10 protein-coding genes are annotated in these 12,905 nt (G+C 68.4%); 7 read left to right on the plus strand and 3 right to left on the minus strand.

Annotated elements, in window-relative coordinates; translation table 11 throughout:
* Positions 1–102 precede the first annotated feature (102 nt).
* The 5 genes from IFT71_RS07900 to IFT71_RS07920 all read left to right on the plus strand — a co-directional run bounded on the left by IFT71_RS07900 (position 103) and on the right by IFT71_RS07920 (position 8,098).
* Positions 103–2,553: a TonB-dependent receptor plug domain-containing protein gene (locus IFT71_RS07900; RefSeq protein ID WP_192140042.1), complete on the plus strand. Its 2,451-nt coding sequence runs from the start codon at positions 103–105 to the stop codon at positions 2,551–2,553.
* On the plus strand, positions 2,554–3,726 hold the full coding sequence (locus tag IFT71_RS07905; RefSeq protein WP_192140044.1) for an endonuclease/exonuclease/phosphatase family protein: 1,173 nt from the start codon (positions 2,554–2,556) through the stop codon (positions 3,724–3,726). It abuts the gene before it with no gap.
* A gap of 9 nt (positions 3,727–3,735) precedes the next feature.
* Positions 3,736–4,161 carry a DUF2946 family protein gene (locus IFT71_RS07910; RefSeq protein ID WP_192140046.1) on the plus strand — a complete coding sequence of 142 codons (426 nt, stop codon included), beginning with the start codon at positions 3,736–3,738 and terminating at the stop codon, positions 4,159–4,161.
* 152 nt (positions 4,162–4,313) lie between these two features.
* Positions 4,314–6,695 (plus strand): TonB-dependent receptor family protein, encoded by a 2,382-nt coding sequence (locus IFT71_RS07915; protein WP_192140048.1) that lies wholly within the window; start codon positions 4,314–4,316, stop codon positions 6,693–6,695.
* Complete coding sequence (locus tag IFT71_RS07920) at positions 6,695–8,098, plus strand: PepSY-associated TM helix domain-containing protein (protein WP_192140050.1); 1,404 nt, start codon at positions 6,695–6,697, stop codon at positions 8,096–8,098. The genes IFT71_RS07915 and IFT71_RS07920 overlap by 1 nt, the downstream gene beginning before the upstream one ends.
* 10 nt (positions 8,099–8,108) lie before the next feature.
* Here the strand turns inward: IFT71_RS07920 and IFT71_RS07925 are convergent, their stop codons facing one another.
* Positions 8,109–8,585, minus strand: a complete 477-nt coding sequence (locus IFT71_RS07925; RefSeq protein WP_192140052.1) for a GAF domain-containing protein — start codon at positions 8,583–8,585, stop codon at positions 8,109–8,111.
* Between the two features lie 96 nt (positions 8,586–8,681).
* The gene (locus IFT71_RS07930) at positions 8,682–9,524 is read right to left on the minus strand and encodes a glutamine amidotransferase-related protein (RefSeq protein ID WP_192140054.1); all 843 of its coding nucleotides are present in this window, start codon (positions 9,522–9,524) and stop codon (positions 8,682–8,684) included.
* Positions 9,525–9,720: 196 nt separating this feature from the next.
* Here IFT71_RS07930 and IFT71_RS07935 point away from each other — a divergent pair, with 196 nt between their 5' ends.
* Complete coding sequence (locus tag IFT71_RS07935; protein WP_192140056.1) at positions 9,721–10,839, plus strand: Gfo/Idh/MocA family protein; 1,119 nt, start codon at positions 9,721–9,723, stop codon at positions 10,837–10,839.
* Between the two features lie 40 nt (positions 10,840–10,879).
* Here IFT71_RS07935 and IFT71_RS07940 read toward each other — a convergent pair whose 3' ends face one another.
* Positions 10,880–12,355: a helix-turn-helix transcriptional regulator gene (locus tag IFT71_RS07940; RefSeq protein ID WP_192140058.1), complete on the minus strand. Its 1,476-nt coding sequence runs from the start codon at positions 12,353–12,355 to the stop codon at positions 10,880–10,882.
* Between the two features lie 170 nt (positions 12,356–12,525).
* Here IFT71_RS07940 and IFT71_RS07945 point away from each other — a divergent pair, with 170 nt between their 5' ends.
* On the plus strand, positions 12,526–12,795 hold the full coding sequence (locus IFT71_RS07945; protein WP_031393553.1) for a GlsB/YeaQ/YmgE family stress response membrane protein: 270 nt from the start codon (positions 12,526–12,528) through the stop codon (positions 12,793–12,795).
* Positions 12,796–12,905 lie beyond the last annotated feature (110 nt).

Here is a 12,905-nt window from a genome sequence, read left to right on the forward strand (position 1 = left end):
TATCGGCCAGTCGCTTGGGACCTATCGGGCCGGGTGAATGCGTTGTGCATCTTCGTGCACGCGAAAGATCGTCACAGAACGATCGCCAACAGGGACTTCGACATGACTGCCTATCGTACCGCGCTGGCGCTGGCCGCCTCTACCCTCGCCTTCGCCGCGGCGCAGGCCGACGCGCAGGTCGCGCCTGCGCCTGCGGAAACCGTGCAGGATGCACCCGCCGCCGCGGAGCCTGACGGCGCAGCGCCGGTCGCGCAGGACGAGATCATCGTCACGGGGACGCGCGCGGTCGGCCGGTCGCGGCTCGACAGCGTGTCGCCGGTCGACGTGCTGAGCGGCGCGTCGCTCCAGCGCCAGGGCACGACCGAGCTCGGCGCCGCGCTGTCGGCGATCGCGCCGTCGATCGACTTCCCGCGCGCCTCCGCGGTCGACGGCACCGATGCGATCCGCCCGGCGACGCTGCGTGGCCTGTCGCCCGACCAGACGCTGGTGCTGATCAACGGCGTGCGCGGACATACCGCGGCGCTGCTCAACATCGGCGGTTCGGTCGGCCGCGGCTCGGCGGCGGTCGATCTGAACACCATCCCGACCGTCGCGCTCGACCGGATCGAGGTGCTGCGCGACGGTGCATCGGCGCAATATGGGTCCGATGCGATCGCGGGCGTCGTCAACCTGCGGCTGCGCGAAGCGCGTTCGGGCGGCGGCGCGACGGTCAATTACGGCTTCTACAACACCGACATCGATACCGCGCGCGGCAGCCGCAGCACGACCGGGGAGCATGCGGTGACCGTCTCGGGCTGGCAGGGGCTGGGCTTTGGCGAGGACGGGTTCCTGACGCTGTCGGGCGAATATCTGAACCGCCAGGCGACCAACCGCGCTGATTTCGATCCGCGCGTCACCCCGACCCGCGTCACCGGACGCTTCGGCGATCCGCAGGTCGAGCAATATAGCGTCTTTGCCAATGCCGGCACGACGCTGACGGGCAGCTGGGGTCTCTATGGCTGGTTCGGCTATCAGGACCGCGACACGCGCAGCGCGGCCTTCCCGCGGCTGGCGAGCGCGACGACCGCACTGGCCGGCTATCCCGACGGCTTCCTGCCGCTGATCAACACCAAGTCGCGCGACATCAATTCGGCGGTCGGGATCAAGGGCGAGGTCGCGGACTGGAGCGTCGACCTGAACGTCAGCTATGGCCGCAACAAGATCGGTTTCCGCACGCTCAACTCCGCCAACTATGCCTATGGCGCCGCGACGCCGCAGGACTTTTCCGACGGCGCGCTGATCTATGGCCAGCTGGTCGCCGGGCTCGACGTCAACCGCAAGCTCGACGTGCTGCAGGGGCTCAACGCCGCCTTCGGGCTCGAGGCGCGGCGCGAGAGCTTCGAGATCCAGGCGGGCGAACGCGCCTCCTACACCACGCCCGTGACGGGCGCCGTCGCGGGCGCGGCGGTGGGGGCGCAGGGGTTTGGCGGCTTCTCGCCCGACAATGTCGTCGACCGCAACCGCCGCAACTTCAGCGCCTATCTCGATCTCGAGGCGCAGGTGACCGACGCGCTGCTGATCGGGCTGGCGGGGCGCGGTGAGGATTATTCCGACTTCGGCTCGACCGGGACGGGCAAGATCTCCGCACGCTATGACGTCGCACCGTGGATCGCGGTGCGTGGCACGGCCTCGACCGGCTTCCGCGCGCCCGCGCTGCAACAGCAATATTTCACCTCGATCTCGACCGTGATCCAGAATGGCGCGCCGATCCAGACCGGCACCTTCCCCTCGGTCAGCCCGGTCGCGGCGCGGCTCGGCGGACTGCCGCTCGAGCCCGAGAAATCGACCAACCTGTCGCTCGGCACGGTGCTGCGGTTCGGCGGGTTCGACCTGACCGTCGACGCCTATCGCATCCACATCCGCAACCAGATCGGCCTGTCGGAGAACATCACCACCGCGGCGAGCCAGTCCCCCGAGGTCAACGCGCAGATCGCCACGCTGCTCGCCGGATCGGGCGCGACCGCGGCGCGGTTCTTCATCAACGGTCTCGCCTCGACCACCAAGGGCATCGACGCGGTCGCGCATTACCGCGTGCGGACCGTGGCGGCGGGCAATTTCGACCTGACGGTGGCGGGGAACATCAACGACGGCAAGGTGACCCGCGTCCCGACCTCGACCTCGACGCTCGATCCCGCGCCGACGCTGTTCGCGCGCAGCCGGATCCTGACGCTGGAGGACGGCACGCCGGGCGAGAAGGTCACCGGCTCGATCGACTGGTCGCTCGATCAGCTCGGCGCGCTCGCCCGCGTCACCTATTATGGCGACGTCAACCAGCCGGGGACGACGCCCGCCGCGGACGTGCACAGCGGCAAGCACGTCATCACCGATGTCGAGCTCCGCTATCAGGCGACCAAGGGCGCGCAGCTCGGGCTGGGCGTCAGCAACCTGTTCGACGTCTATCCCGATGCGACCGTCACGGCGAACAACACGACCGGCGTGATCGGCTTCCCCTATTACTCGCCGTTCGGCTTCAACGGCCGCTATCTCTACGCCCGCGCCGGGCTGAGCTGGTAGGTGATTCCAGGCCGCATCCTGCTGGGGGTCGCGCTCACGCTCGGCCTCGCAGGGTGCGGCAGCTTGCCGCGGTTCCGGACGCTGCCCTGTGGCGGCGTCGACGCCGGGGAGGGCGGCGGGCCGCCTGCGATCCAGATCGCGGCATCGGGCGAACGCAGCACGACGATCGACGTGCTGACCTATAATATCGAGGGGCTGCAATGGCCCGCGCGGTCGGGGCGCGGGCGCGATCTCGCGGCGATCGGGCGGATCCTGCGCGATCTGCGCGTGGCCGGGACCGCGCCCGACGTGGTGCTGTTCCAGGAGGTCTTCTCGCGCGCGGCGGTGCGCGGGGTGGTCGCCACGGGCTATCCATCGCTCGCGAGCGGACCGTCGCGGACGCGGCGCAGCGTCTATTCGCAGGACGACCGGCTGCCCGGGCGTGCCAAGCTGGCCAAGGGCGAGCTCGGCGTGCGGCTGATGAGCTCAGGACTGGTCATCGCCAGCCGCTTCGCGATCACCGGCGTCGCGCGCGATCCCTATTCGCGCCGGGCCTGTGCAGGGTTCGACTGTCTGTCCAACAAGGGCGTGGTGCTGGCGACACTTGCGGTGCCCGGCGTTCCCGAAGGAATAGACATCGCCAACACGCACATGAATGCGCGCAAGGCGTCGAAGGTCGCACCCGCGCGGCATCGCGCCGCGCACCGCGCGCAGACCCGCGAGCTCGAGGCGTTTCTCGCCGCGCGCCGCACGCCGTCGCGGCCGATGATCCTGGGCGGCGACTTCAACATGCGCCGCTCGCCCGCGCGGTTCGACGATTTCCGGCTTCATCACCCGTTCGGTCTGGTGCACGAATATTGCCAGGCGCGCGCAGCCTGTGCGGTATCGCTGTCCTGGGACGGCGACGCGCCGTGGCTCGACACACAGGATCTGCAGTTCTTCGCGCAGGGCACGCGCGTGCGGATCGTGCCGATCGAAGTCCGCGCGATGTTCGATGGCGCGCCGGGCAGTCCGAAGCTGTCCGATCATGACGGGCTGCTCGTCCGCTACCGGCTCAGCTGGACCGGCGATGCGCCGCCCGCAGGCGTCTGTGCGCGGATCGCCGAGCTGCGCGGAGCGGGGCGTCCAGCGGCGGGACAGCCGGATGGCCCGACCCGCGCGACGACCGGCGACAGATCCGCGCCGACCGGCTAGGACAGGCGCGTGACACCGCTCCGCCGCCTGCTCCGCGATCATCCTGCGCTTGCCGCATGGCTGGTCGTGATCGCGCTGGCGATGAAGATCCTCGTCCCCGGCGGATTCATGCCGGTCGTGGCGAACGGCGTACTTACTATCCAGTTATGTGCCGGAGCGGGGCCTTCCCCCCTTGCGACGGCGACGTCGCAGACGACGCATGCGGCAATGCCGGGCATGACGCATGACCCGGACAAGACTCAGCATGCGGGCCGCGAGATGCCCTGCGCCTTTTCCGGCCTGACGACGGCGGGGCTGGCAGCGGCCGATCCGGTGCTGCTCGCGCTGGCGATCGCGTTCGTCGTCGCCACCGTCTTCCGCATCGCGCCCCCCGTCGTCGCCCGCGCCCCCGACTTTTTGCGTCCCCCCTTGCGAGGTCCCCCGGTCCGCGGTTGAGCGGTTGCCGGCGCGGCGCCCCGAACGGGCCGCGCGGTGACCCGATGCGATGCCGACCCTGTCCGCCGGAGCGCGGGCCGGTGGCGGCTGCCCGCGACCCTTACATGACCCGGTCCCGACGGGACCCGGCCGCGTCCGACCAGGAACTCTTCATGTCCCGATGCCATCTCATGGCGGCGATCTCCGCGATCGCCTGTGCCGCGCCGATCGCGGCTGCGCCTCTCCCTGCCGCCCAGAATGCCGATATCGCAGCCCGGCGCGCGGCGCTGCTGCGCGATCGTGCCGCGATCGATGCCGAACTGCGCCTGCTCGACGAACCGAGCAGCCCGACAGACGCGCCGCGTCGTACCGCCCCCGTGGCGATTGCCGGTGACGACATCATCGTCACCGGCAACGCATTGTCGCTGACGACGCGCGTGACCGGGCAGACCGTCACGACGATCGACGACGCCGCGTTCCGCAACACCCCCGCGACGACGATCGCCGACATCGTCAAGCTGTCGCCCGGCGTCGTCGTCATCCAGGGCAACGGCCCGCGCGACGTCGGCGTGTCGATCCGCGGCTCGAACGCGCGCAACAGCTTCGGCGCGCGCAACATCCAGGTGTTCGAGGATGACTTCCCCGTCACCCAGCCCGACGGGCTGGCGCGGTTCGACCTGACCGATCCGCATGCTTACGGCGCGGTCGACGTGGTCCGCGGGCCGTCTTCGGCACGCTATGGCAATTACGCGATCGGTGGCGCGGTCAATTTCCGCACCCGACGCGGTCGCGACATCGACGGCGCCGAGATCGGGATCGACACGGGCAGCGACGGCTATGCCAATGTCTATGCGACGATCGGCGATGCCGGCACGGATTTCGACTATGCGCTGTTCGGCAGCTTCGTCCGCGCGAACGGGTCGACCGGGCATACGGGGTATGAGACGGGCACGATCAACGCGCTGGCGACCTATGCCATATCGGACCGCGACCGGCTGACCGCGAAGATCATCTACAATGAGGGCGAATTCGCGCTCTCGACGCGGCTCTCGCTCGACCAGTATCGCGCCAATCCCTATCAGCGCGGCTGCGCGACGCGGGTCGGCGCGGCGGCGGGTTGCGGCACGATCTCGGTGCTCGCCAACGGCGTCAACGGCGCGCGGATCGCGCAGACCGCGGCCGAGGCCGACCTTGCGCGCAACGATCGCCGGACGATCATCGGCACCCGCTACGAGCATGACCTGAGCACGACCGCGACGTGGCGGACGCAGGCGACGTTCGACAGCCGCGTCGTCAACCAGCCGACCAGCGCGACGCCGTTCAAGGGGACTCTCGACAGCTACAACATCACCAGCGACGTCACGCATCGCGGCACGCTGTTCGGGATGGCGGCGACGAGCTTTGTCGGCGTCTTCTACAATTATCTCGATAACCAGAGCTTCAGCTTTAACAAGACGCCCGCGGGCCGCGACGGGATCGGCGCGCCGACGCAGACGGTGTTCGGCGACGTCCGCAACCTGGGCGCCCGCGCCCGCGAGGAGTTGAGCCTGACGTCGCGGCTCCAGTTCATCGCGGGCATCGGCGCGGAGCGATCGATCATCAGCGTGACGCAGACCGGCTATGCCTATCCGCCCGGCGCGAACCCGGTGCTGAGCGTGATCCCCGCCGAGCGCCATTTCTGGAACGTCGCACCCGAGGCTTCGCTCGTCTGGCAGGCGATCGACGCGGTCCGCCTGCACGCGCGCGTCGGCACCGGCTATGGCATCCCGCAGGCCGGCGCGCTGTTCGTGACCGCGGCAGGGGTGCCGGGCAACAATGTGACGCTAAAGACCCAGCGCAACACCGGGATCGACCTCGGCGCCGAAGTCGCGCTCGGGACCAATCTGAAGGCGGAGGTGACGGGCTATTACGAATGGTTCCGCAACGAACAGGTCAGCCAGTCGGCGGGCGTCAACCTGCTCGCCTATACCACCAACGCGCCGCGCTCGGTGCACCGCGGCATCGAGCTCGGGCTCAGCTGGACGCCGCTGCCAGCCGTCCTGCCGGGCGCGCGGATCGATGCGAGCTACAGCTATAACGACCACCACTATACCGAGTTCGTCGAGCGGCTGACCTCGGGTGCGGCGTCGGCGACGTTCGACCGCGCGGGCAACCGCATCCCCGGGGTCATCCCGACCTTCGTCAACGTGCGGTTCGGCTATGACCAGCCGGGTGGCGCGGTGGCGGGGCTGGGCGGGTTCGTCGAGCTGACCCACCGCGATCGCTATGCGATCGACAACGGCAATTTGCTGAGTGTGGCGGGCTATACGCTCGCCAATCTCAACCTCCATTATGATCCACCTAGGGGGGAGGGGGTGTGGTCGCGATTGCGGCTGTTCGCCTCGGTGCAGAACCTGTTCGACACGACCTATGTCGGCTCGGCATCGGTGATCGCGAACAGCCTGAACGCGGCGACCGGGCAGCAGAATCCGGCGGCCGTGCTCAGCACCGCAACCGGGTCGATCTATGCCGGTGTCCCGCGCACCGTCTATGCCGGCGTGAAGGCGCGGTTCTGATGCGTGCGACCACTCCACATTCCGCCGCTTCCGCACGTTCGGGCGGACTCGGTCCCGGCCGCGGCTGGCCGGGCTATCCGACGATCTGGCGCTGGCATTTCTATGCCGGGTTGTTCTGCCTGCCGTTCGTGCTGTGGCTGTCGGTCACCGGCTCGATCTACCTGTTCCGCCCGCAGATCGAGGCGCTGATCGATCGGCCCTATACGCATCTGCCGCTCGACGGCGCACGCGCATCGGCGGCGCGTCAGGCCGAGGCGGCGGTGCGCGCGGTGCCGGGATCGGTGCTCCACCGCTATCAGCTGCCCGAGCGTCCCGACGAGGCAGTGCAGTTGATCGTCGGCGCCGGCACCACCGAGACGCGCGTCTATGTCCATCCGAACACATTGGCGATCCTCCACAAGGTCGACGAGGACAGCCGGCTGATGCGGATCATCTTCCGCCTCCACGGCGAATTGCTGATCGGCACGCTCGGCTCCTATCTGGTCGAGCTCGCCGCCTCCTGGGCGATCGTCATGATCCTGTCGGGGCTCGTCCTGTGGTGGCCGCGCGGCAGCGGGCTGGCGGGAGTGGTCTATCCGCGGCTGCGTTCGGGCGGGCGGCGGTTCTGGCGCGACCTGCACGGCGTCACCGGGCTCTGGGTATCGGTCTTCGCACTCGCATTGCTCATATCGGGGCTGCCCTGGGCCGCGAGCTGGGGGAGTTACCTGAAGGCGATCCGGACGGTCGCCGAGGGGCGGGTGGTCAGGCAGGACTGGTCGGCGGGGCAGGCCGCGGAGCTGCGCGCGCGCGGTGCCGCCGATGCCGGTACCCGCGCGATGGTGGGCGCGCATGCCGAACATGGCGGGATGACGATGGCGCACCCCGCGGTCTCGGACGTGCCGCTCGACCAGCTGATCGCGACCGTCCGCCCGCTCGCGCTGGCGCCGCCGGTCCTGATCGCGCCGCCGACGGGCATGGGCCAGCCCTGGACCGCCAAGTCCGATGCCGCGAACCGGCCGCTGCGCACCGATCTGACGCTCGACGGCGCTACGGGCGCGATCCTGACGCGCAAGGATTTCGCGCACCGCCGGCTGATCGACCGGATCGTCGGTTACGGCGTCGCCGCGCATGAGGGACAGCTGTTCGGCTGGGCGAACCAGCTGCTCGGGCTGCTGACCGCGATCGGGCTGGCGCTGGTGTCGGTCAGCAGCGTCGTGCTGTGGTGGCGGCGTCGGCCTGCCGACACGCTCGGCGCACCACCCGCGCGGCCGCGACCGCGCGTCGCGGCGGGGTTCGTGGTGCTGCTGATCCTGCTGGGTCTCGCACTGCCGCTGTTCGGCGTGTCGATGCTGCTGGTGCTGATGGTCGAGCGGCTGGTGCTGCGCGACTGGACGGCGGCGCGACGCTGGCTGGGTCTGCGGTGATCCGGCCTGCTCAGCCCGCGGGCGCGCTTCGCGACAGCACCGCGCCGACTTCCGCGGCGAACCCCGCCAACGCCGCGGCGGTCTCGCGTCCGCTCAGCTGGCGCGGGCGCGGATCGATCGCGCACAGCGTGCCGTAGAACGATCCGTCGGCGAGCGTGATCGGGAAGGAGACATAGCTCTTGAAGCCATAGAGCGACGGCGCGGGATGCGTCAGCCAGCGATCATTCGTCGACACATCGTCGATGACGACGGCCTTGCCCGACTGGCGGATGTCGTCGCAGATCGTCGTCGAGATCCGCAGCTCGTCGCCGGGCGACATGCCGAAATCGATCTGGTCGAGGACCTGGCAGGCGATCCAGCGCGTGTCGGTGACGCGCGCGACCGCGACGAACCCCATGCCGGTCAGCGCCGCGACCTTTTCAAGGATCGCCCGCACGTCGCCATTGTCGCCCTCGAGCATGACGCTCTCGGCCAGTTGATCGTACATCCGCCCCATTCCCCGTTCGGCGCACGATCCCCCCGGAGATCGCGCTGCTTACGCTACGGCAGATGTGGGCGCGGCGTGAGAATGCAAGGGCAGGGGTCAGTCGCCCCGCTCGACCAGATGCGTCAGGAAATTGGTGAGTTCGAGCCGCCGACCCGCCTCCTGCGCGAAATCGTCGCCGACGCCGAGCAGCCAGAGCAGCGACCGGCGGTTAGGATCGTCGTGCAGCGCATCGAGCTGCGCCGCGCGCTGTTCGACATCGGCCTCGCGCTCGGCGAGCCCCGCCTCGATCATGCTGCCCGCCTGGCGGCGGAGCGCGATCGCGATCTCGCGCGGGGCCAGCTCGGGGTGATATTGCACGCCCCAGAAAATCCCGCCGGCATGCCGGATCTCGGCCGCCTGGATCGCGGTGACCGCGTTGCTCGCGAGCAATGTCGCATCGTCGGGCAGCCGCTCGACCTCGTCGCCGTGGATCGCAGGCGCATCCCAGCTGTCGGTGCGGCCGGCCAGCAGCGGGTGATCGCGACCCGCCTGTGTGCGCGTGATCCGGCGCGCGATCCCGGCCTCCATCGTCCGTGGCATCTTGCGGACGGTGCCCCCTGCTGCGGCAACCGCGAGCTGCAGCCCCGCGCACGAGCCGAAGGACGGTGTCCCTGATGCGAACACTGCGCGCATGAAGGCGAGCTGGCGCTGCACCTCGGGCGAGTCGTCATAGACGTGGAGCGGCGAGCCGGTGACGAACACCGCGTCGAAATCGCCGATCTCGCCCGCCGCGAGCACGCGCGCGTCGTCGTCCGCGGGTGCGACGATCGTGATCTGCGCATCGGGCCTGAGCTGTTCGAGCGTCGCCGCATAGGTCTCGCCCGAGCTCTTTCCCGCATGCTCGCGGCGGGCGTCGCGCTGTTCGGGTGTTTCGCTTTCGGCCACTAGAAACTTCAGCACTATCAGTCCTCTGACCGCAAATGGCCGACAGGATAACGCGCGCGCTGGCGGTTAGCCCAAGACCGTCGGCAGATAATCCGCGCGCGTCCGTAACGACCTCGCTCGCCAGCTTCGTTGCGCAGGGTGCAGTGCAACAAAACCCCGTCGCGCGGAGTTGCCAGCGTCATTCCATCCTTCCTGAACCACGGAGACTGTCATGTTCGGACTTACCAAGAAGGTGCGCTACGCCGTCGTCGGCGGCGGGCAGATTTCGCAGCAGGCGTTCATGCCGGGGATCGCGCGGACCAATAATTCGGAAATGACCGCGCTGGTCACCGGTGACCCGGTCAAGGCGGACAAGCTGGCCAAGCTCTACAAGCTCAAGGCCTATTCCTATGAGCAATATGGCGAGCTGCTGGCCTCGGGCGAGATCGACGCGGTCTATATCGCGACGCCCAATTTCCTGCACATGCAATATGCCGTCCCCGCGCTCGAGGCGGGCATCCATGTCCTGCTCGAAAAGCCGATGGCGTCGAGCGTCGCGGAGGCCGAGCAGATCATCGCCGCCGAGAAGAAGGGCGGCGCCAAGCTGATGATCGCCTATCGGCTGCATCACGAACCCGGCACGGTCGAGATGATCACACGCGCACGGGCGGGCGAATTCGGCGACCTGCGCGCCTTCTCGTCGACCTTCATGCAGAATGTCCGCGAGGAGAATTCGCGCGGGCATAACGGCTATTGGGGCGGGCCCGTCCCCGACATGGGCACCTATCCGCTGAACGCGGTGCGCAACCTGTTCGGGCAGGAGCCGATCGCGGTCCATGCGGTCGGGACGAAGACGCCGGGTCGCCGCTTCAACTTCCACGACACCGTCGCGGTGACGCTGAAGTTTGCCGACGACCGCATCGCGCAGTTCACCGTCAGCTATGCGACCGCCTCGTCCGAGGGGTTCGAACTGGTCGGCACCAAGGCGAGCATCCACGCCGCGCCCGCCTTCATGTTCGGCCCGACGACGAGCATCACCTATGTCGAGCGCACCGCGGACGGCAAGGAGAAGACGCACGCCTTCGATCCCGTCGAGCAGTTCGGCAACGAGACGCAGTATTTCTCCAACTGCATCCTCAACGACCGTCATCCCGAAGCCGACGGGCAGGAGGGCCTGTTCGACATGCGCGTGCTGGCAGCGGTCGAGCGGTCGCTCGAAACGGGCGAGACCGTAACGCTCGAGCCCGCGACGCGCACGCGGCACGTGACCGCGGATCAGGCGCTCAAGCTCAAGCCCGCCAAGGAGCCGAGCGAGGACGCGATGATCAGCATCATTCCGCAGTCCGCCTGACCACCGGCGTGCGCCGCCCTTCGGGGCGGCGCACGCAGTCTCAGGCGCCGACCCCGCGTTCATGCGCCCAGACCACCGCGGCGCTGCGCCGGTTGACGCCGATCTTGGCATAAAGTCGCGCGACATGGTTGCGCACGGTGTTGCGTGACAATTCGAGCCGCTCGGCGATCGCGGCATCGTCGAGATCCTGGCAGATCAGCTCGAGCACCTCGCGCTCGCGCTTGCTGAGATCGAGCAACGGCGCGTCCGAGGCGGCGCCGGGGCGCGGGTTCCGCAGCGTCGCCAGCTTGTCCATGATCGACCGGCCGAGCCAGTTGGCGTCCTTCATCACCGCCTCGATCGCCTCGACCAGCTCGAGCTCGCCGCGCCGCCGCGCGGTAATATCCTGATAGAGCCAGAGCACGCAGGCATCGCCGTCGATCCGCATGTTTTCGGCGGAGGCGAGACAGTCGAGCGCCTCGCCATTCTTGTGGAGCAGGCGGACGTCCTGTCCGCGGAACCCGCCCTGCGCGCGGATCTCGGTTTCCAACTGTTCGCGCTGGCCCGCATCGTTCCACAATTGCAGGTCGTCGGCGACCCGGCCGATCACCGCGCGATCGTCATAGCCGGTCAGCGTCTTGAACGCCGCGTTCACCTGCAGGATGCGATTGTCGTCGGTCTGGGTCACGACCATCGCCACCGGTGCCATCTCGAAGACCGCGGCGAAATGCCGCTCGCTCGCCTTCAGCGCATGTTCCGCGCGCCGCCGCGGTTCGAGGTCGGCGAAGGTGAACAACAGGCAGTCGCGGTTGCCGACCTCGATCGGCTGCCCCGCCAGGATGACCAGTGTCGTGTCGCCGCCCGCGAGCGGCAGCTCCGCCTCGAGCTGTGGCACGACCTCGCCGCGCGCGACGCACGCCTTGACGAACGCCTTGCGCTCGACATCAGCGAGAAAGTCGAAATCGAACAGCGTCTTGCCGATGATCGCGTCGCGGTCATAACCCGACAGGTCGAGAAACCCCTGATTGACCAGGACGAAACGCTGGTCGGCGATGCGGATGATCAGCGCGGGGGCGGGATTGGCATGGAACATCGCCTCGAACCGGTCCTCCGCGTCGAACCGCTCGGACACGTCGCTGATCACCAGCGCGAGGCAGTCGGGCTCGCCGCCATCCTCGCCCATGACGATGTCACGGACCTGATGGACCCAGCATGGTTCGTCCGCATCGCGCGGCGTGACTTCGACGATCAGGTCGGGGAAGCTCTCGCCCGCGAGCAGCCGGAGCAGCGGATATTCGCGCCGCGGCACCTTGCGCCCGTCGCGGTAGCGCAGGGCGAACCGCGCGGCATAATCGTCCGCCGTCGCACCCAGCTCGCCGACGCCGCGGACGCCGTGCATCTTGAGCGCGGCGGGGTTGGCGCTCAGGATCACGCCGGTCGGGTCGATCAGGATCACCCCGTCGAGCAATCCGGCCATGAGCTGTTCGAGATGATGCAGGGTGGGCGCATGCAGCGGCTTGCCGGGGGTACTGGTCATGCCTCCTCAGCGCTGGAGCGCACGACCGGTTCCGTCACGGCCAACCCCGACCTACCAACCGGACTAGTGCCCCTATACCAATGTCACAAAGCACTATGCGCGGCCGAACTGAACGTTAGCAGCACCCGGTCCGTTGAGCAGCCTGTACCAGTATCAACAGGAGCCTCATCATGAACCTCATCATCCTTCTCGTCGTCGGCGGACTCATCGGCTGGGTCGCCAGCATGATCATGCGGACCGACGCACAGCAGGGCGTTTTCCTCAACATCGTCGTCGGCATTGTCGGCGCGTTGCTCGCAGGCTTCCTGATCACGCCGCTCATCGGTGGCGCCTCGATCATGGACGGCGCGCTCAACATCCAGTCGATCCTGATCTCGCTGGTCGGCGCGGTGATCCTGCTCGCGATCGTCAACATGGTGCGCCGCGGTTCGGTGCGCTGATGAGGGGAGGGGCGGCCGCACCACGCGGTCGCCCTTCGTCGCATATTGATCTCGATTATTCGTCACGCCAGCCCAACATTGCGGTGTCTTTGCGCGTAGCCTAGATATCA

The organism is Sphingomonas sp. CFBP 13733, assembly GCF_014841795.1.
GTDB classification, from domain to species: domain Bacteria; phylum Pseudomonadota; class Alphaproteobacteria; order Sphingomonadales; family Sphingomonadaceae; genus Sphingomonas; species Sphingomonas aerolata.